Source organism: Arthrobacter sp. SD1074B (assembly GCF_056780195.1).
Genome location: NZ_JBRAZT010000001.1, coordinates 2,666,143 through 2,684,961 on the forward strand (window position 1 = coordinate 2,666,143; position 18,819 = coordinate 2,684,961).

The window sequence follows — 18,819 nt, forward strand, 5'->3', positions numbered from 1 at the left end:
AACCAAGCCCTTTGAAGGGGGTAACAGAATTGAGGTTCGTCAAAGGAGTATCAAAGGAACCAGCACGAGCGGGATGGCGGAAGTGCTCGCGGCGCACGCTGACTTCGACTTCGACCCGGACGCTTACCCTGCCATGACCTGCATCTGCGGGACCAAGTTCCCGTGGCTGAATGAGGCAAAGAGCGGCCAAGAGGCATTCGTGATCCACCAAGCCGATGCGCTGTACGCTGCGGGGTTCGGGCTGGTCAAGGAAGCCGGGGCGAAGGCACTCGAAGAAGCTGCGGACTGGCTCGGAAAGTCAGCACAAGGCGTGGCTTCAACTTGGGTGGGAGAAATGAGCGTCGGGGCAGCGGCATCCGTCAAGGCGATCAACCATGATGCCCGCCGCCTCCGTGCCCGCGCCGCTGCTGTGCGGGGTGAAGGGTGACCGCGTACGGGGCGCAGCGGATCCGGTTCGGCATCCTCGCCGCACGGCACCTACTCGCACGGGAACGGATGACACCGGACCAGATCGACTACCTCGAAGGGTGCGAGCAGGCCGGGTGGCGGGCGTGGGACTCACTCAAAGCCTTCGACCGGGAAGCCCTCAACATCCGGCACCGGTTGGCTGAGGAAAGAACCAGGGCCGCACTCACCGCGCACGGCAGACAAGCCACGGAACTCAGGAAGAGATTCCTTGTCTGACCGGTGCACCTGCCCGCGGTCCGTGTACGACCCGAAGCGACCGCGTCCAACCGACCCGGGATGTAGACGGCATGGCGAACCGGAAACGACTGATTACCCACAATCAACCACTGGAGGCTCCACATGATCCGGAAGCGCGGCAAAGCCAACTGGGAGTACGAGTGCCAGCCATGCCACCTAACCACCAACCACCCGGACCAGTTCCGCGCCATCGAATCCATGCAACGGCACACCAAGGGCCTCGCGCACTTCGGCAACTGCATCGGCCAAGCGTTCCGTCCGGTGCTGGAGTTCTTCGAAGCGTTCACGGCTCCCCTGGCTCCACTGTCAGGGCTCGACGCTAACCTGCCTGAATGCTCACCATCACTGAACAGTCCATGCTTGCTCTTGCCGGCCAAACCTTCCGGTACGCCGGATCGCTCGAAGACCACGCCATGCAGCAGTTCGGCCTCACCCCGACCCGGTACTGGCAAGAAGTGAACCGGCTCATCCAAACACCCGAAGCCCACCAACACGCCCCAGCATTGGCCCGACGTCTCAACCAGCGCCGCCGACCACCACAACGACTCCACACCAGACTCAACTAAGGGGGGACACATCGTGTCCAGGTTCGCCGTCCACGTCCACCAGCTCACCCAACCGCACCTGGCCGCGGGCCAGCCGCAGGCGCCGCTCCTCACGCGGTTGCGGGCAGCCACTACGCCCGGCAGCGACGGCGGCAAAGCAGGCGGCGACGGCGGGAAGCCCGTCCCTGTGAACCTCACCGCCGTGGACCTCCTCTGCAAGATCCAGGCAGCGGCCCGCACTGAATGGCAGGTCCTCCGAGGCTTCCCCTACGTCGGGCACTTGGAGGACCTCCTTGCCGACTTTGTCCGGCCGCCGTTCGTGGAGCTCCCGGAGGACTGGGACGACTACCTCCACGGCGTGGCCACCAGCTGGATCACCGAGATCACCGCGCTCCTCCACCCGGCGAAGCCACGCCGGCGCCTCCACCGGCCCTGCCCGGCCTGCGGTGCGAAGTACCACGGCGACGACCGGCTTCCCGCCCTGACCGTGAACTGCTGGGACGAGGACGAGGCGATGATGCACCCGTCCCGGTGGGACGCTTCCTGCGAGGCGTGCGGTGTGGTGTGGCACGGTGACAACGTCCAGTGGCTTGCCCGCGCCCTGAGTACCGTCTGACAGTGCGCGTGTCGCGTTGCGTCAGTGCCTAAACTCCCGTAGCATGGGTCATGTCTGCGGAGTACTGTCTCCACAGACATTTTGGTTTCTACCCCTTAAACGGGTAGTCCTAGACGTGGTGGCGGGTGTCTGCTGCACAGATTCTCCAGCAGGTAGCTCGGCCCATCCAGCCTAGAGTGACAACCCTGCACGGGCCCGCCACCACCAACACTTCCCGCTCCCCTGCCGTGAGACCTCAGCGGAGCGGGACCAGGCAGTAGAAGAGGCAAGGTGCCAGGGCTGACTGTAAATCGGTCCACGGTTGGTTCGATTCCAACTGCTGCCACGGAGAGTACGGCCAGAAGAGTGGTGCCTAGCGACGTGCCTGGCGGTTACGCACCTAGGTTAAATGGCTCGGTCAGCAGCCCGCCGTACTCACCACCCGGGTCTCTAGTCCAACGGCAGAGACAGCAGCTTCAAAACCTGCACAGTCCCGGTTCGAATCCGGGGAGACCCACGGCGACCCATGTCGCTCCCATGAGTAAGACCGCCGGCCTATTCACCCGGCAGGACTGAGGACGGCCGCACGCGGCAGGCCCGGTGCGATGTTCGACCCATCGCCAGTCCACTGAGTGTGACCGCCGCCGACCAACCACCAGGGAACCGCGGACGAGCCAGTAACACTCCACAATCCCAACCCAGAAGGCGGTGACAACTCTCTTGTGCCCAACCCGAAACGCACACAAGCAGACATCGACATCGTCCTCAAACTCCACGGCCAAAACAAGGGCCGCAACGACATAGTCCGCGAGACCGGCTACTCAACAGCCTGGGTCTCCAACGTCGTCCGGGACGCCGGCAAGTCATTCGCCCGCGGGGAACGCGTCAAAGCCGCCACCGAAGCGAAGACCGCCGACAACAAAGCCCGCCGCGCCAAACTCGTCGGCCGCATGTACGACCGCGCCGAGTTCATCCTCGACCGCCTCGAAAAGCCCACGTTCTCTGCGCTCGTGCCCACCGGGCCAGGTCAGCAATCACCCCGCGATCTGGACTTCGTCCCCGCAGGCGAAGAGCGCAACCTCGCCACGTCCGTCGCCGTGTACCTGGACAAGGCCATGCTCCTCGAAAAGGTCGACGCCGTACCCGAACGCTCCGAAGCGCAATCCATGCTCGGCCGCCTCGCAGAACAATTGGGGGTCACCAGTGCTTCAAGCGGTCAGCCCGAAGCAACTGAACTTCCTGAGGGGCAGCAACCGTAAGGTCAACATCCTCGAAGGGTCCATCCGTTCCGGGAAAACGATCATCGCGCTCGTCCGATGGATGATGTTCATCGCCACCGCCCCCAAGACCGGCGCCCTCGTCATGGTCGGCCGCACCAGGGACAGTGTGTGGCGGAACATGATCGGGCCATTGCAGGACACCACCCTCTTCGGCGCCCTCTCCGACGACGTCGTAGGCAACTACGGTGCGCCGACGGTGAAGATCTTCGGCCGCCTCGTCCACGTCCTCGGCGCGTCCGATGCGAAGTCCGAGAAAGTCCTCCGAGGCCTCACCGTCTCCGGCGCCATGGTCGATGAGATCACGACCATCCCGGAGGAGTTCTTCACCCAGCTCCTCGGCCGCATGTCCGTCGCCGGCGCCCAGCTATTCGGCACGACAAACCCTGACGGGCCCGCGCACTGGTTCAAGAAGAAATTCCTGGACCGCATCGGCACCGGCAAAGACAAGCTCCCCCACTGGACACGGTGGCGGTTCACCATGGACGACAACCCCAGCCTGTCCCCCGAGTACATCGAAGAGAAGAAGCTCGAATTCACCGGCCTCTTCTACAAGCGCTTCATCGAAGGCCTATGGGTCGCCGCTGAAGGCGCCGTGTTCGACTTCTGGGACGAAGCCGAGCACGTCGTCGCCTGGAAAGACCTTCCCCCGATGCAGCGCTACTTCGGCTGCGGCATCGACTACGGCACCACCCACGCCACGTCCGCGATCATCCTCGGCCTCGGCGTCGACGGGGTCCTGTACTTCGTCGACGAGTGGCGCTACGAAGCCTCAGACCGGTCCATGCGCCTCAACGACGCGACGATCACCACCGCGATCAAGGAATGGCTACCCGTCCAGCACACACCGCACCCGTCCACGCTGCAGCCCGAATGGGTGATCATCGACCCCGCCGCCGCGTCCCTGCACGTGGAGTTCGGAACGCAGGGCGTCCGCAACGTGATCCCGGCCAACAACGAGGTCCTGTATGGGATCCGGACGATGTCCTCGCTCATGGCCAACGGCAAGCTGAAGGTATCCGACCGGTGCCAGGGGCTCATCAGTGAGATGCCCGGGTACTCGTGGGACCCCACCGCTTCCCTCCGGGGCGAGGACAAGCCGATCAAGACCGCGGACGACTCCATCGACCCCGCCCGATACGTCATCACGACGACGGAAACGAACTGGCGCTCCCTCGTGGACCTCGCCGCATAACCATGCACCACCAACCCCTTGGAGAACACAATGGACCCGATCTTCGCCGCCCGGCAGCGCGCCCTCGAACTCGCCCTCGATTCCGTCCCGCACGCGACCGAGGAGAACGTCCTCAAACGCGCCGACGCCTTCGCTCGGTTCATCACTACCGGCAAGACGGATAAGCCCGAGGCGACGACGGTGATCAACATCGCGGCGCCGACCGGCGACCCCGTCGAAACAGCTAAACGCCACGCAGCCCTCGCGCCCTAACCAAACCCCAAGCACTTAGGAGGCCATGATGGCATTGCCCGCAAACGGCACAGCATGGCCCCCGGTCGAGCTCGCCCCCATCCTCGACAAGTACCGCGAGTACGACGCTTGGATGTCGAACAACACGGCGACCCTGTCCTCGATCTATGCGAAGGGCGCGGCCCGCCTCGGTGTAGTTCAGCGGGTCCGGACATGGTTCCTCGGCGCGAAAGCCTCGGACCAGGCGGACAACAACACCATCCACGTTTCCCTCGCGCAGGAGATCACCCGCACCTCCTCGAACCTCCTCTACTCGGAGCCGGCAACCGCGATCGTCGACGGTGAAGACACCGAAGCCACCAAGAAGGTGCAGGCCCGCCTAGACACCATCGCGGGCCCGGACTTCGAGCAGATGATGATCGGCGCAGCCGAGGTCTCCTCCGGCCTCGGCGGGGTGTTCCTCCGCGTGTCGTGGGACACCACCATCCGCGACCACGTCTTCGTGTCCAAGGTCGACCCCGACATGGCGTGGCCGGAATTCCGCTGGGGCCAGCTCGTCGCAGTCACCTTCTGGCGGACCGTGGCCACGGAGAACACCCGGATCTGGCGGCACCTCGAACGGCATGAGGTCGACGCCGCGGGCACCGGTGTGATCCTGCACGGCCTGTACGAAGGCACCGCAAACGACCTCGGCCAGCTCGTCCCCCTCGCCGACCGGCCCGAAACGGAAGCCCTCGCCGCGATCGTCGACGCGGACGCGAAGGTCTCCACCCTCACCCAAGGCCTCGGCGCCGTGTACGCCCCGAACATCCTCCCCTCCTCGTTGTGGCGGCGGGACCCGCTCGGCGCGAACCTCGGCCGCTCCGACCTTGAAGGGATCGAGCAGAAACTCGACGCGCTCGACGAGCTCTACTCCTCCTGGCTGCGGGACATCCGCCTCGGCAAGGGCCGCCTCATCGTGGGTGAGTCCATGCTGCAGGACCTCGGCGCCGGCAAAGGTACGGGCTTCGACATTGACACGTCGCTCTTCATGCCGGTCAAGGCCTCTCCGTCGTCTATGGGCGACTCGAAGATGGCGATCGAGCAGGTGCAGTTCGAGATCCGCACCGACGACTTCCTGAAGGCGATCGACCACTTCCGCCGCATCATCCTCGCCGCCGCCGGCTACTCGCCTTCCACGTTCGGGCTCACCGATGACGGATCCGCGATGACGGCGACGGAGGTCGCGGCCCGGCAGCAACTGTCCTTCACCACCCGGAAGCGGAAGGTCCTGGGGTTGAAGCCGGCGGCCGAACGCATCCTTTCGAAGGCTCTCGCGACGGACGCGGCGATCTTCCCCGCTGGCGGTGCCCAGGCCCTGCCAGTGTCGGTTGAGTTCCCCGACGGGGTGCAGGACGACCCGCAGGCCATCGCCAACCAGAACCAGCTCGACTACGCCTCCCAGTCCGCTTCCATCGAAGAACGGGTGCGGAAGCGTAACCCCGACTGGGATGACACGAAGGTCAAGGAAGAGGCGGACCGGATCCGGTTGGAGAACGGCCTCACCCCGTTGGAGGACCCCGGCACGTTCGGGGTTGACGGGGCAGGCATCACACCAGTAGGAGGAACCCCTGATGGTCTGCAAGCACTGTAGCCGCGGCGTAACGAACGTCGGGTCGGACGGGAAGGTCTATAAGTCCTATGTCCACACCGCGGGCGGGTACCGTGGCAAACACCGATGCGACCCGGATGACACCGGCAAGCCCTACGGACTCGAAGCCGAACCCAAGGTCTAGCGGATAGGATGCACCCATGGCGATCCGCCCGGACGATGCTGCTGTGCTGGCCAAGGACCTCCGCGAACTCTACGCGGAGGCCGAGACCGTGCTGCTCCAACGCATCGCCCGGGCCCTCGCCAACGGGACGGACGCACCGGACTGGGCAGAGCAGAAGCTACTCGGCATCCAAGCACTCTCCCGGCAGGTCGACAGCATCCTCGCCGACCTCGCCGCAGGGGTCCCTGGCGCTGTGGAGCGCGCCGTCGGGCTGGCCTACAACCGTGGGATAGCCACTGCCGGGACGGAGCTAACCGCCGCGGGCCTCGCTCATGGCGCGTTCAACGAAGTCCAACCCACCGGGGCGGCCGCCGCAATCATCTCCGAAACCACGGCACGGCTAACCCCCATGTCGTTCCAGATCCGCCGGGCCACGATGGATGTTTACCAGCAGGTCGTCACCCGTGTGATCGCGCAGACCGCGCTGGGCACGATGACCCGGCGGGAAGCGTCCCGTGACATCCTCACCCGCCTCGCCACCCAAGGCGTTACCGGGTTCCGCGACACCGCGGGCCGGAACTGGAACATGGCCTCCTACGCCGAGATGGCCGCACGCTCGGCAACGTCGAACGCGATGCTGCAGGGCCACACCGACCGCATCCAAGAGCTCGGCATCGACACCGTTATCGTGTCGGACGCGCCCGAGGAGTGCAAGGTGTGCAGGCCGTTCGAGGGCAAGGTCCTCAGCTTGTCCGGGCGGACCACTGGCCGGCTCAAGGACGGGAAAACGGTCGTCGCCTCCCTGCCCGAGGCGAAGGGCAAGGGCCTGTTCCATAACAACTGTCGCCACTCACATTCCATCTACCTGCCCGGGATCACCAAAGGCCCGGGCAAGGACCTCGCCGACCCGGCAGGGGACGCGCTCCGGCAGCAGCAGCGCGCCTACGAGCGCCGGGTGCGCGAGTTGAAGCGCCGGGACGCGATCGCGCAGGAGTTCGGCGGACCGCAAGCCACCCAGGCGCGGGCGCAGTTGCGCGCCAAGCAGGCCGAGTTCAAGGCATTCCGGGACGCGAACGGCCGTAAAGACCTCGCCTACCGGACGAGCCTCAAAGCCCGCTAACCACAGACGCCGGCGGACTTAACCGCATCCACCAACGCCTGGCCAGTCCCGGCCTTGGTTCCAAACCGTGTCTCCACGCCCCGGATGAACCCTTCGCCGTGGGCGCCATCAGCGATCTGCAAACACACCGCCTGCGCCTTATCGAAGCTCCCCTTCACGGCTGCCGGGTCAATGGCCCGGAGCTTCTCCGCGAGGGCGTTTATCTGCGCGCTCGTGAGGTTCGGCAGTGAAGGTTTAGCCGTCGCTGCAGCTGCAGTCGTGGAGGCTGGCGCGGACGCCGGGGCGCCTCCCCCACACCCCGTGAGCAGCACGACGGATACCAGCAAGAGACCAAGTTTTTTCATTCCCCAAACCTATGCCACTTGGAGGGCACATGAGCAAGAAGCGCACGATCCACGGTATCGACCCCTACGCCCCGGGCGGCATCGACGCCCTCCTCGCCCACCACCGGCTGGCCTTCGGTGACGCGACGATGTCCGCCGCCCCGGCAGAAGGTGCCCCCGCGCCGGCCGCTGTACCTGCTGGTGAGCCTGCCCCGGCTCCCGCTCCGGCCCCTGCCGCGGCGCCCGCACCCGTCGAGCCCTCACCGGCCCCGCAGAAGGTCGAAGACCTCCCCGACTGGGCGCAGAAGCTCATCACCGACACCCGGGCCGAAGCCGCCGCTAACCGCACCGGCAAAAGCACGCTCGAGCAGCAGCTCGCCGCGATCACCAAGGCCATCAACCCGGACGCAGGAAACGAAGCTCCGGACCCGGACGCCATCGCGCAGCAGCTTGCGGCGAAGGACGAGACGATCCGCACTCTCACGATCGACAACGCCCTGACCGCGGCGCTGGCCGCCAACCAGGCGTCCCCGCTCGCCGCCGATGTCCTCCGGGGCAGGAGCGCGTTCAAAGACCTCGACCCCACCGCGCCTGACTTCCAGGCGAAGCTCGACGCGGTGGTCAAGGATGCAGTATCGAAACACCCCGAACTCCGAGCGGTCCAGGCGGCCGGCGCGAGTGGCGCAAACTTCAACGGCGGGACCGGCGAAGGCGCAAAGAAACCCACCACCATCGCAGACGCTGTAGCCGCACGCTACGGCGCCTAACCCGCTAGGAGAACACCTTGCCCATTACGCTTACCGAGGCGAAGCTCAACGCCCAGACCGATCTCGACGTGCAGGTCATCGACGAGTTCCGCACCAACCCGATCATGGACCTCATCACCTTCGATGACGCCGTGAACCCGGCCGGTGGCGGCGCTACCCTGACCTACGGCTACCGCCGGCTCCTGACCACCGCCACGGCCGCGACCCGTGCGATCAACTCCGAGTACGCCCCGCAGGAAGTCACCACGGTCCAGAAGACCGTGAACCTCGGTGTCCTCGGCGGTTCGTTCCAGGTCGACCGTGTCCTCGCGAAGGTCGGCCCGTCCGCGTCCGGTTCCGTTGCATTGAACATCTCGCAGAAGATCAAGGCCACGCAGGCGAAGTTCGGCGACCTCGTCATCAACGGCGACACCGCCGTGGACGCTAACGGCTTCGACGGCCTGTCCAAGGCCCTGACCGGCTCCACCACGGAAGACACCATCTCCCGCGACTGGACCGGCCCGATGTCGCAGACCCTCGCGTTCAAGATCCTCACGGACGTCGACGACCTGCTCTCCACCCTCGACGGTGCCGCCGGCATCCTCATGGGCAACCGGAAGCTGATCAACCTGATCAAGGCCGCCGCACGTTTCGCGAACCAGGCCACGCAGGTTGTCGGCCCCCGCGACACGGCACTGACCTCCTACGCCGGGGCGATCCTGCAGGACGCCGGCCTCGTCGCCGGTTCCGCCTCCGACGTGATCCCGGTCAACGTCACCGACCCGGACTCCACCGGCCCGCTGACCGCCGGTTCGTCCGCGCTGTACGCGGTCCGCTTCGGCCTGGACGGCTTCCATGGCGTTTCCACCGCCGGCGGCCAGCTCGTCCAGACGTGGCTGCCGGACTTCTCCACCCCCGGCGCTGTGAAGACCGGCGAAGTTGAGCTCGGCCCCGTCGCCGTAGCCCTGAAGGCCTCGAAGGCTGCGGGCGTGTTCCGCAACATCAAGGTCCAGTAGCACCCCCTGCGCGGGCGCCCATGACGGGCGCCCGCGCACCCCAACGTTAGGAGCCAAGCATGGCAAAGATCACCGCCCCTTCCGAGGGGTACAACGGCGAGATTGGCGGCGTCCAGTTCACGGATGGTGTCGCTGAGACGGACAACCAGGCAGTCATCAGCTACTGCCGTGGGGCCGGCTACACGGTGGACGGCACAACCGCGGAGCAGGAACCGGAGCCGGAATCACCGGACCCCCGCGAAGTCTCCGACCCGGAAAGCTCCACCCTTCGAGACGCGGCCGTGGACCCGAAGCCCGAGGACTTCCTCGCCCCGACGAACGCCGGCGAAGCAAACCCCCACGGCCCGGAAGTGATCTCCCCCGAGATCCATGCCTCCGAGGGTGTCCGCCCCGTCAAGGAAGGCGACGTCCACGTGGACGACATCGAAGCGCAGGACGCCGCCGAGACCGCCCACGCCGAGAAGGAATCATTCGTAGCTGAGCCGCCGGCCGGCAACGCCTCCTTGGAGGACTGGGCCGCGTACGCCACCGCGCAGGGCAAGGACGTTGAGGGCCTGTCCCGCAACCAGATCCGCGACCTGTTCAACTAGCCAAGGAGGTCCCCCGTGAAGCTGTACGCAACCGTGGACGAGCTGACCACTTGGCTCGCCCCGAAGGCTGTGCCTGCGGACGCGGGGGACCTTCTGCGGTCCGCGTCGTCCCTGATCCGGTCCGAAACCAAACGGGCGGTCTACGCGACCGACTCGGACGGCTACGCCACCGACACCGCCACCCGGGAAGCGTTCCGGGTCGCGACCATGGCGCAGGTGAAGTTCTGGTCCGACTCGAACATCAACCCCGCATTGGGTGCTGCAGGGGTCCAGCCCCTCGCCGCGTCGAAGTCCATCGGCGGGGCGTCCATCGCCTACTCGGTGTACGCGGCCACCGCTGAGGCGCGGGCGAACTCCGCCGGCACCCTCGGCCCGGACGCGTTCTACATTCTGGAGGATGCTGGCCTGCTCGACGGGCCGGTGAGGTTCCTGTGATCGAGGGCTTCGCCGAGTTCATGGTCCATGAAGTGACGGTGGAGACGAAGTCCGGGGAAGACTCCTGGGGCAACGTCAACACCACCACATCCGACCCGATCCCTGGGTTCCTCGACGACTCCCGCGCCCTCGTCCGCAACGCCAACGGCGACCAAGTCGTGTCCGAGTCGACGTTCTACACCGGCAAGGAACACGCGGCCCTGTTCGCGCCGGAGTCGCTGGTGAACCTCCCCGATCGGGTGTCCACCGTGATCCGGTGCAAAGTCGCCGACTCCGGCCCGCTGGATCTCCCAGACCACATCGCCGTCACCCTGACCTAGGAGGCCCGCGTGGGGAAGTCCTGGACGTTCAAACCCGACCGCTCGGCCATCATCAAATCCAAAAAGGGCGCCGTCCGTGGGCTCGCCCTCGCCGGGGAACACCTCCTCGGCGTCTCCAACGCTAAGGCCCCCATCGAAGAGGGCACCCTGATCCGTTCCGGGGCCGCCAGCGTGGACGACAAGAACCTCCGCGGCGCCGTCTCCTACGACACCCCCTACGCGGTGAAGCAGCACGAGGACATGCACCTCCGGCACGACTCCGGCCGCGAAGCGAAGTACCTGGAGAACGCGTTCAACTCCGAGACCGCCGCCGTGCGGCAGATCATCGCCGACGCGATCAAGGGGGAACTGTAGATGGGTTTCACCGTGAACCTCCTCACCGGCATCGCCGAACTACTGGACGCCGAGAACGTCGGCCGCTGGATCACCCCAGGCTCCGGGCAGACGTTCACCGCCACGGACACGGCGATCGCGATCGACTCCCTCGGCGCGTCCCCGGACAAGGGCATCGCCCTGACCCTCTACGACGTCGAGCACACCGGCGGGACCGACTCCGTCCAAGGCCTGCAGTGCCGGGTCCGCGGCAACCCCAAAGACCGGACCGCGGCGAAGGACATCCTCGACCGCCTCTTCGACACCCTCCACGACTTGGAGTCCGTCACCATCGGCGGGGTGCCCGTCGTCAGGATCTGGTGGCAGTCCGGCGCGAACCTCGGCCCCGACTCCCTCAACCGTCCCGAGCACACCGTCAACTACTACATCCAACTGACCCGCACCGGGACAAACCGCAGCGACTAGCTGCACCAACCATGAAGGAGCACCACAATGGCTGAAATCACTCCCGGCACAGTCGGGGACTGGAAGCTCGAAGTCGCCGCCTACGCGGACGGCGTCGCACCCACCACCTGGACGCCCGTCCTCGGGCTCACCGAGTTCACCCCGCCCGCGGTGGAGAAGAACCTCGAGGACGACTCTTCGTTCGACTCCAACGGCTGGGGCTCGCAGGTCGCGACCGGCCTCGCCTGGACCGTGGAAGCGACCGTCAAGCGCGCCCGCGCCTCCCTCACCGAGGACCCTGGCCAGGCGATCCTGCGCGCCGCCGGCAACGGCCTCGCTGAGGACGGTTTCGTGCACGTCCGCATCAGCGACCGCACCAAGCCGACCACGGCCCGGACTGGCGTTGCTGACGCGACGTTCACCGACAACGGCGGCCCCCGCACGGACATCACCACGGCCGCCGTCGTCCTCACCGGCCGCGGCCCGCTGGCTGACGTCACCCTGCCGTAACCCATCTCCTCCCCGCGCTGCGATCCAAGGCGCGGCGCGGGGAGGGCACCACCCCCTTGGAACCTTGGAACACCTCACCCTTGGAGCAGCACATGGCATTGAAAGACCTCCGCGCCGCGATCAACGGCGCCCTGAAACTCCCCATCGCCGGCACCGTCTACGAAGTCGCCCCGATCAGCGCCGAACTCGGCCTGCAGTTCCAGGACCTCATGGCGATCGCCGCGAAAGCGAAAGAGGACCCGGACTACACCCCGGACGACGACGACACCGAAGTCATCAACGACGCCGGCGAAAAAGGGCTGTACGAGCGGGCCCTCGGCCCGGCCCACGACCAGATGATCGCCGACGGGGTGACGTTCGCGGAGCTGAAGCTCGCGGCCCTCTACGTGATCTTCCACGCCGTCTACGGCGACACGTTCGCGGACGCGTATTGGGCGTCCGGGGGAAAAGCGCCAGCGCCGAATCGGGCGGCGCGCCGAACGGAGACCCGGACCCGTACGGCCGCGGCGTCTACGACCCGGAAAGCGGGATCTCGGAGTGGTACGAGTACCCGGAAGGGCACTCCTCCGGCCTGACCTGGGGGCGGATCCTCGACCACTGGAACCTCCTCGAAGCTGACCTGCAGGACGCCGGCGTCGACCTCACCCCGGAACTGCTCCGGACCCGGTCGTGGCGGTGGCTCGCGGTCCGCATCGGCGGGCTGCTGGCGAAACCCCCGGCGATCATCACCGACGACGGCAGGACCATCCACTCGACCCGGCTCGGCATGGCGCTGAACCCGCCCGGACCGCCCCGGCGCAAATAACTACACACAGGAGGCCCCGTTGGCACTATCCATTGGCGAACTGACGGGGTACCTCGAGCTCGACGCTGGTCCGTTCGATAAGGCCGTCGGCAAGGCGTTCGACTCCATGGGGTCAAAGAAGTGGCAGGTCGCCGGCGCAGCTGCAGGTGTCGCAGCCGGCACCGCACTGGCCGCCGGGCTGGTGTCCGCGGCGAACACGGAGAAGCTGAACAACAAAATGGCCGCCTCACTCGGCCTGACCAAGGAGCAGTCCGCTACCGCAGGTAAAGCGGCCGGGCAGCTGTATGCCGACAATTACGGCGCCTCCATGGAGGACGTCACCGGGGCCGTGGAGGGCGTCATGTCCTCCGTCAAGGGCATGCGCACCGCCTCACAGGCCGACATCCAGGCCGTGACCAAGGACGTCCTGAACCTGGGGGCCGCGTTCGAGCTCGACGTCGGACGCACCTCGCAGATCGTCGGGCAGATGATCACTTCCGGGATCGCCACCGACGCGGCAAACGCCACCGACCTGCTCGCCGGCACCCTGTCGAAGGTCCCGAAGAACGTCCGCGAGGACATCATGGACGCCGTCGACGAATACTCCCCCTTCATGGCCACACTCGGCATCAAGGGCGAAGAGGCCATGGGCCTGCTCGCCACATCCGCCGAGAAGGGCATGTACGGGATCGACAAAACCGGCGACGCCCTCAAAGAGTTCACGATCCGGTCCACGGACATGTCCAAGGCCACGGGCGGCGCGTACAAGGCGCTGTGGATGGACCAGGAGCAGATGACCGCCCGGCTCCTCGCCGGCGGGCCGACCGCGAAGAAGGCCTTCGGGGAGATCATTGCAGGGCTGCAGACCATGAAGGACCCAGTAGCCCAGTCCCAGGCGGCCCTTGCCTTGTTCGGCACCCCGCTGGAGGACTTGTCCGTCAACGAGATCCCGAACTTCCTCGGAGCGATCGACCCCATGGGTGACAAGTTCGACTCCCTGAAAGGTAAAGCCAAGGAACTCGATGGAACCCTGAACGCCGGGGCATCGAACGGGTGGGCGGCCTTCCAGCGCGCCGGGGAATCGACCATGTCCGCGATCGGCGCGCAAATCCTTCCCGTGCTCACGCCCCTGATCACGAAGATGGCCGAATGGGCTCCGATCCTCGGCCCGCTCGTCATCGCCCTAGGGGCTTTCGCCGCGATCATGTGGGTGGTCAACGCCGCGATGGCCGCGAACCCCATCACCTGGATCATCCTCGGCATTATGCTCCTGATCGCCGCGATTGTCCTGCTCGTTATGAACTGGCAGCAGGTCGCCAACTTCATCAGCGTCATATGGGGCGGGTTTATCAACTGGCTGACCAGCGGTCTAGCCCAACTCGGCGGGCAATGGAACTCCTTCTGGGCCGGCGTGTTCGCGTTCCTCGGTAGCGAGATCACCGAGGGCAAGAATTTCGCAATCTCGGCCTTCACGGCGATGATCGCGTGGATCGCCGGCGTACCCGGCCGCTTCCTCTCGGGGCTTGCTGGACTCGCTGCCCTGGCCGGGAAATTCCTCGCTTGGGTCGGTGGCGCCAAAGATGCCGCCGTAGGCAAATTCCTTGAAATGGTCTCTTGGGTGTCCGGGCTCCCCGGGCGGATCCTGGGCGCCCTCGGCAATCTCGGTGGTCTGCTTTCCGGTGCCGCAGGACAGATCATGTCTGGCTTCCTGGGCGGCCTACAAGCCGGGTTCGAGAGCGTCAAGAACTTTGTCGGCGGGATCGGGGCGTGGATCGCGGCGAACAAGGGCCCGAAGCGCTACGACCTCGCGCTCCTCGTCCCCGCGGGCGGGTGGATCATGTCCGGTCTCGGCAAGGGTATTGAGAAGTCCATGCCGGGTCTGAAGAAGGTCCTCGGGAACGTCTCGGCGACCATCGCCAATGGCGTCACCGGTGGGACGGTCGGGCTGTCCGGCATCCCGTCCACGGCAATGGCCGGCAGCGCCACGGCCACACCGGCCGCTTCGGTGGTGTCCCTGCACCCCGCGGACCGGGCATTGCTCCGCGCAGTCGCCGAACGACCCATGCAGGTCAAGGTCGGGTCCCGCGTCGTCGCCGAAGCCAACATCGAGGGCCGCAAAGCCCTCCGCCTACCCGTCTAAGGAGACACCATGCCCGCATACCTTGGACAACCCGGCCGGCTCGTGCCGATCCGGTGCCAGTCCGCGCCAGTGAAACGCGCCGACAGGTACACGGCGGAAACGACACTGGAGGGCGCTGTGAAAGTGCAGCGCTCCCCGGGGGCCCGCCGGTCCTGGGAGGTCGGCCTGGGGATCGCCACGGCCGGGCAGATCGCCGCGCTGTGGGGCTTCGATGACGGGGAGTGGGGCAACGGCCCGTTCGTGTGGGTTTCCCCGGAAGCGCAGGTCTCCAACCTGCTCACACCAGCGCAGGCATCCTGCGATAAGTCCACCCTCTACAGCGCAGGTGTCACCGCTACCGGGCCGCTAGACCTCGGGACGGACGGCTGGGCGGGCCGATCATTCACGAACCCAACCCCGGCGACCGCGTTCTATTTTGGGCAGCAGGGCGCACCCGTGATGCAAGGCCGGAAGGTCACCGCATCCGCGTACGTCGTGGGCGCTGGGGCGCAGGTCCGGATCCGCTGGGCCGACGCCTCGGACGGGTTCATTTCGTTCTCCACCGGGTCCGCTGTCGGTGTCGCAGGGGCAGCGAAACGCGCCTATGTTACCGACACCCCACCGCCCGGCGCGGTGCTGGCTGAAGTGCAGGCGCTCAACGCCACCCAAGGGGCGCGCCCGGCCCTGACATGGACGGACACACTCGTCCCCTACGGGCCCGGCGGCGGCTGCCCCAAGGCCGTCATCGACGCCCTCGAACGGGACCCCAGGGTACTCACCGACACCCGCTACCGGGCATCGGCACAATTCACCATCACCGAAGTGGGGTAACCATGCAGGCAGGGTCACTGGTAACCAGCGACGTGCAGTTCTTCACGTCCCGGATCACCGTGGCCGGCGTGGAACGGGCACACAAGACCTGGGAGACGTCCAGGGATCTGGTCGGCGACCTCCCGGACCAGGTTTTTGCGTCTTCTGGGATCAAGCAGGCTACGGGGACGATTGTTTGGGCTGAGGGTCCGGACATCGGCACGACGTCCCCGAATCCTTGGAACGCTTCGACTGGTTGGTTGCCGAAGCAGGGCGACAGTGTCGCTATTTACGCCTCTGACGGCGTGTCTGAGTGGCTGCAGTTCGCCGGCGTAATCGACGAGAACACCGGAGATATTGGCGGGCTGCCGTCCTCGACGGTCATCGACTACTACGACTACCTGAGCCGCCCGGTGTCGCACTCCCCGGTCCTGCGTTTGCACCCTCCGAAAACTGAGGGCGGCGCTTATATGGCGGTTGGTATGTCCTCGGCGTACCCGGTTGACCGGGCGCTGCGGGCGTGCGGGTTGTACGCGACACCGCGCATGGAGCCGGGTTGTGTTGTGTCGGTCCCGGCGCAGTTGTCTTTGTGGCCCGAGCTCGGCACGGTGACAGCGGCGGCTTCGTTTGCTGGTACTGAGCAGCAGTGGTCGTCTTATCGTGCGCCGTGGGGCTGGGTGTTGGGGAACTTCTCGGCCACCTACACGCCGCAGGCAACGGTGACGCCGTCCGCGGCGTTGCAGTTGACGGCGCAGATCGCCCCGGACCATTCGGGGAACTTCTCGATCAACGCGTTCTTTGGGTCCAATAAGGTGCAGCTCGCGGTTGCCGGGTCACGGACTGTGACGGCCCGCCTGAATAGCACGGACGTGTGCAGCCTGGTGCTCGGCTCCGGCTACAGCGTTGTGTCCCTGCTGGTGAGCGGCGGGGTGTGGACGCTGAAAACCAGTGGCGGCACCGCAACGGGTTCCGCGGCGATCCCGACCGGCAAGAACCTTTCAACGGTCACGGTAAGCGGTGACGCGAACACCAGGTCCTCGAGCTTCCAGGCATCGTCTCCGCCGGCTGGGCAGGAGTTCGCGTCTCTCGGGTACGCGTCCGGCTACTACCAGGAAACCAGTCTGTTCTCCGGGCTCATGGACGTTTTGCCTTCGTATGTGAACCGGCCTGCGATTGATCTGCTGACGGAGATTTCCAAGGCGAATCTGGCGGCGATGTGGTTTGACGAGGTTGGTAAGTTCCAGTTCATCGGGTCGGATGTTCTGCGCAACCGTGCACCGTCTCAGACGGTCACGACGCTGGACGACATTTACAGCCTGTCGTGGTCGGATAGCCGCCTTGGGATGCGTTCCAAGGTGCGGGTGAAGTACCGCCTGCCTGTGCTGAACCGGTCGAAATACTCGAACGTTTACTTGTGGCACGCTGACGGCGAGACGATGGGTTCGAACCAGGAGAAGTCCCTCATTGCCGAGTTCCCGGCGGATGAGGAATGGTTTGAGATTGACGACTTCACCGTCAGTAACGCTGGCGGTTTGGCTGCGTTCAACTCCGGCATAGGCACGTGGGTTGGCGGGTATTTGGAGGACGGGTCCGGGAACTGGACCGCCGACACCGGCTATGGTTCGTGGTCTGCGATCACGAAGCTGGACGAGCGGACCCGGCTATTCAAGGTAGTCACCAGCACACTCCCGGCTGGGAAGACGTACGTGCTGGCGACCCCGGACGACGCGGTGAACTACTTCCGCAGGTTCCGCGGGTTCGCTTACCCGATCATGCGTGGGCGCGCCCGGGTGAAGTTCGTTGATGCCGAGTTGTCGTCCGCCACGACGGGCCATTATGGGTTCCCTGAGTTGGAGCATGACGCCGGCCCCTGGGCTGTGCAGGCTGATAACACGCTCATCCAGACGCGATTGGCTGACTACCTCGCGGACCAGGTGACGACACCATCCCCAACTATCACGGGTATGCGTGTTGCTTACGATCCGCGCCGGCAACTCGGCGATGTCATCAAGATCGATTCGCCGGACCTTATGGGTGTGACGATCACGGCCCTGATCGTTGGGGTTCGGAACGCTGCCGGGGATTCGTTCACCCAGTCGCTGTCCGTACGGATTATCTCGGCGACCAACACGTACACGACGTATCAGCAGTTCAACGATGCTGGCGGGCAGCTCACCCATGACCAGTGGAACCTGCTGTCACCGACGACGCTAACCCATGACCAGTTCAACGACCAGACACCGGAGGTTGCCTAGCCATGGCAGAGAGTTACACCACCCCACATTCCCTGCCAATCCTCGGCGTCGGCGACCTGGTCCGGTCCCCCACGGGCGACAACATCCGCAAGCAGATCAACGCAGTCGCGACAGCAGCGAACACGGCGATCACGGCGGAGGGCACCAGGGCCGAGGGCGCGGCTAAGGACGACGCAACCACGAAGTACGGGGGTCTGCCAGACCGCGTCACCTCACTTGAGGGGCAGGTCTGGTACAAGGGATACCTTCCCAATGGGACCGACCTGAACACCTTCACCGGCACAGGGCGCTGGGCTGTCCGACTCGCCGAGGATGTAGCGACGATAGTCAACAAGCCGACCGGCGCTGGCCCCGGGTTCGTTGAACTGACCACAACACCGCACGGCATGAAGGTGCAGACGTGGGTGAACTACTCATCCAATACTGCATGGCGCCGCACCTCAGCATCCGTTACGGCGGGGACACTCACGCCTTGGGGTTCCGTGGACGTGGACGCAAAGGCGTACGCGGACACGAAAGACGCCGCAGGGCTGACCAGCGCTAAGGCGTACACCGACACCCGCGAAACCGTCATCAGGGACGACCTCGCGGTCTCCAACATCGACCTGGATACGGACGGCATCCCGTTCATCAGGTTCGGTTCACGCACGGCGAAACTCCTCCAAGACACTGACGGCACCCCCTATTACGAAGCTGCTTAGGAGCACGCAAC

Annotated in this window: 23 protein-coding genes and 2 tRNA genes; 24 read left to right on the forward strand and 1 reads right to left on the reverse strand. The window is 65.7% G+C overall.

Annotation, left to right across the window (positions count from 1 at the left end; all coding sequences use genetic code 11):
- Positions 1–73: 73 nt before the first annotated feature.
- From ACUYM2_RS12335 to ACUYM2_RS12385, 11 genes are all read left to right on the forward strand, one after another.
- Positions 74–427: a hypothetical protein gene (locus ACUYM2_RS12335; RefSeq protein WP_481600320.1), complete on the forward strand. Its 354-nt coding sequence runs from the start codon at positions 74–76 to the stop codon at positions 425–427.
- Positions 424–684, forward strand: a complete 261-nt coding sequence (locus ACUYM2_RS12340; protein WP_481600321.1) for a hypothetical protein — start codon at positions 424–426, stop codon at positions 682–684. Before ACUYM2_RS12335 ends, ACUYM2_RS12340 begins: the two co-directional genes overlap by 4 nt.
- Positions 685–1,037: 353 nt before the next feature.
- Positions 1,038–1,271, forward strand: a complete 234-nt coding sequence (locus ACUYM2_RS12345; RefSeq protein WP_481600322.1) for a DUF3263 domain-containing protein — start codon at positions 1,038–1,040, stop codon at positions 1,269–1,271.
- Between the two features lie 13 nt (positions 1,272–1,284).
- Positions 1,285–1,866, forward strand: coding sequence for a hypothetical protein (locus ACUYM2_RS12350; protein ID WP_481600323.1), 582 nt, complete (start codon positions 1,285–1,287; stop codon positions 1,864–1,866).
- Positions 1,867–2,118: 252 nt separating this feature from the next.
- Positions 2,119–2,191: transfer RNA gene (locus ACUYM2_RS12355), tRNA-OTHER, on the forward strand.
- Positions 2,192–2,289: 98 nt separating this feature from the next.
- Positions 2,290–2,362 (forward strand) — tRNA-Leu (locus ACUYM2_RS12360).
- Positions 2,363–2,567: 205 nt separating this feature from the next.
- Entirely contained in the window at positions 2,568–3,104 is a 537-nt protein-coding gene (locus tag ACUYM2_RS12365) for a hypothetical protein (protein ID WP_481600324.1), read from the forward strand.
- Entirely contained in the window at positions 3,049–4,317 is a 1,269-nt protein-coding gene (locus ACUYM2_RS12370; protein ID WP_481600325.1) for a PBSX family phage terminase large subunit, read from the forward strand. Before ACUYM2_RS12365 ends, ACUYM2_RS12370 begins: the two co-directional genes overlap by 56 nt.
- 30 nt (positions 4,318–4,347) lie before the next feature.
- The gene (locus ACUYM2_RS12375; RefSeq protein WP_481600326.1) at positions 4,348–4,569 is read left to right on the forward strand and encodes a hypothetical protein; all 222 of its coding nucleotides are present in this window, start codon (positions 4,348–4,350) and stop codon (positions 4,567–4,569) included.
- Positions 4,570–4,597: 28 nt separating this feature from the next.
- Complete coding sequence (locus ACUYM2_RS12380) at positions 4,598–6,181, forward strand: phage portal protein (RefSeq protein WP_481600327.1); 1,584 nt, start codon at positions 4,598–4,600, stop codon at positions 6,179–6,181.
- 158 nt (positions 6,182–6,339) lie between these two features.
- Positions 6,340–7,422, forward strand: coding sequence for a phage minor capsid protein (locus tag ACUYM2_RS12385; RefSeq protein ID WP_481600328.1), 1,083 nt, complete (start codon positions 6,340–6,342; stop codon positions 7,420–7,422).
- On the opposite strand, the gene ACUYM2_RS12390 is transcribed toward ACUYM2_RS12385, so the two are convergent.
- Complete coding sequence (locus ACUYM2_RS12390) at positions 7,419–7,766, reverse strand: hypothetical protein (protein ID WP_481600329.1); 348 nt, start codon at positions 7,764–7,766, stop codon at positions 7,419–7,421. The two genes, ACUYM2_RS12385 and ACUYM2_RS12390, sit on opposite strands and share 4 nt — an antisense overlap.
- A 29-nt stretch (positions 7,767–7,795) precedes the next feature.
- On the opposite strand from ACUYM2_RS12390, the gene ACUYM2_RS12395 reads away from it, so the two are divergent.
- From ACUYM2_RS12395 to ACUYM2_RS12455, 13 genes are all read left to right on the forward strand, one after another.
- Complete coding sequence (locus ACUYM2_RS12395) at positions 7,796–8,512, forward strand: hypothetical protein (RefSeq protein ID WP_481600330.1); 717 nt, start codon at positions 7,796–7,798, stop codon at positions 8,510–8,512.
- Positions 8,513–8,529: 17 nt separating this feature from the next.
- A complete protein-coding gene (locus ACUYM2_RS12400) occupies positions 8,530–9,507 on the forward strand; it encodes a major capsid protein (protein ID WP_481600331.1) in 978 nt (325 codons plus the stop codon).
- Between the two features lie 59 nt (positions 9,508–9,566).
- Positions 9,567–10,097, forward strand: a complete 531-nt coding sequence (locus ACUYM2_RS12405) for a hypothetical protein (protein ID WP_481600332.1) — start codon at positions 9,567–9,569, stop codon at positions 10,095–10,097.
- 15 nt (positions 10,098–10,112) lie between these two features.
- Positions 10,113–10,532: a hypothetical protein gene (locus ACUYM2_RS12410; RefSeq protein ID WP_481600333.1), complete on the forward strand. Its 420-nt coding sequence runs from the start codon at positions 10,113–10,115 to the stop codon at positions 10,530–10,532.
- Positions 10,529–10,852, forward strand: coding sequence for a hypothetical protein (locus ACUYM2_RS12415; RefSeq protein WP_481600334.1), 324 nt, complete (start codon positions 10,529–10,531; stop codon positions 10,850–10,852). The genes ACUYM2_RS12410 and ACUYM2_RS12415 overlap by 4 nt, the downstream gene beginning before the upstream one ends.
- Positions 10,853–10,861: 9 nt before the next feature.
- Positions 10,862–11,206, forward strand: coding sequence for a hypothetical protein (locus ACUYM2_RS12420; protein WP_481600335.1), 345 nt, complete (start codon positions 10,862–10,864; stop codon positions 11,204–11,206).
- Positions 11,207–11,650 carry a minor capsid protein gene (locus ACUYM2_RS12425; protein WP_481600336.1) on the forward strand — a complete coding sequence of 148 codons (444 nt, stop codon included), beginning with the start codon at positions 11,207–11,209 and terminating at the stop codon, positions 11,648–11,650.
- Positions 11,651–11,677: 27 nt separating this feature from the next.
- Positions 11,678–12,139, forward strand: a complete 462-nt coding sequence (locus tag ACUYM2_RS12430) for a phage tail tube protein (RefSeq protein ID WP_481600337.1) — start codon at positions 11,678–11,680, stop codon at positions 12,137–12,139.
- Between the two features lie 92 nt (positions 12,140–12,231).
- The gene (locus tag ACUYM2_RS12435; RefSeq protein ID WP_481600338.1) at positions 12,232–12,714 is read left to right on the forward strand and encodes a DUF7426 family protein; all 483 of its coding nucleotides are present in this window, start codon (positions 12,232–12,234) and stop codon (positions 12,712–12,714) included.
- Between the two features lie 249 nt (positions 12,715–12,963).
- The gene (locus tag ACUYM2_RS12440; RefSeq protein ID WP_481600339.1) at positions 12,964–15,063 is read left to right on the forward strand and encodes a phage tail tape measure protein; all 2,100 of its coding nucleotides are present in this window, start codon (positions 12,964–12,966) and stop codon (positions 15,061–15,063) included.
- Between the two features lie 9 nt (positions 15,064–15,072).
- Entirely contained in the window at positions 15,073–15,873 is an 801-nt protein-coding gene (locus tag ACUYM2_RS12445) for a hypothetical protein (protein ID WP_481600340.1), read from the forward strand.
- A 32-nt stretch (positions 15,874–15,905) separates the two neighbouring features.
- Positions 15,906–18,107 carry a hypothetical protein gene (locus ACUYM2_RS12450; RefSeq protein ID WP_481600341.1) on the forward strand — a complete coding sequence of 734 codons (2,202 nt, stop codon included), beginning with the start codon at positions 15,906–15,908 and terminating at the stop codon, positions 18,105–18,107.
- A 2-nt stretch (positions 18,108–18,109) separates the two neighbouring features.
- A complete protein-coding gene (locus tag ACUYM2_RS12455) occupies positions 18,110–18,808 on the forward strand; it encodes a pyocin knob domain-containing protein (protein WP_481600342.1) in 699 nt (232 codons plus the stop codon).
- The last annotated feature ends 11 nt before the right edge of the window (positions 18,809–18,819 follow it).

Coding starts and splice junctions, on each gene's coding strand:
- ACUYM2_RS12435 (WP_481600338.1), top strand. CDS start 12,232: ATGGCATTGAAAGACCTCCGCGCCGCGATCAACGGCGCCCTGAAACTC.
- ACUYM2_RS12430 (WP_481600337.1), top strand. CDS start 11,678: ATGGCTGAAATCACTCCCGGCACAGTCGGGGACTGGAAGCTCGAAGTC.
- ACUYM2_RS12375 (WP_481600326.1), top strand. CDS start 4,348: ATGGACCCGATCTTCGCCGCCCGGCAGCGCGCCCTCGAACTCGCCCTC.
- ACUYM2_RS12455 (WP_481600342.1), top strand. CDS start 18,110: ATGGCAGAGAGTTACACCACCCCACATTCCCTGCCAATCCTCGGCGTC.
- ACUYM2_RS12445 (WP_481600340.1), top strand. CDS start 15,073: ATGCCCGCATACCTTGGACAACCCGGCCGGCTCGTGCCGATCCGGTGC.
- ACUYM2_RS12385 (WP_481600328.1), top strand. CDS start 6,340: ATGGCGATCCGCCCGGACGATGCTGCTGTGCTGGCCAAGGACCTCCGC.
- ACUYM2_RS12345 (WP_481600322.1), top strand. CDS start 1,038: ATGCTCACCATCACTGAACAGTCCATGCTTGCTCTTGCCGGCCAAACC.
- ACUYM2_RS12425 (WP_481600336.1), top strand. CDS start 11,207: ATGGGTTTCACCGTGAACCTCCTCACCGGCATCGCCGAACTACTGGAC.
- ACUYM2_RS12405 (WP_481600332.1), top strand. CDS start 9,567: ATGGCAAAGATCACCGCCCCTTCCGAGGGGTACAACGGCGAGATTGGC.
- ACUYM2_RS12395 (WP_481600330.1), top strand. CDS start 7,796: ATGAGCAAGAAGCGCACGATCCACGGTATCGACCCCTACGCCCCGGGC.
- ACUYM2_RS12335 (WP_481600320.1), top strand. CDS start 74: ATGGCGGAAGTGCTCGCGGCGCACGCTGACTTCGACTTCGACCCGGAC.
- ACUYM2_RS12390 (WP_481600329.1), bottom strand. CDS start 7,766: ATGAAAAAACTTGGTCTCTTGCTGGTATCCGTCGTGCTGCTCACGGGG.
- ACUYM2_RS12380 (WP_481600327.1), top strand. CDS start 4,598: ATGGCATTGCCCGCAAACGGCACAGCATGGCCCCCGGTCGAGCTCGCC.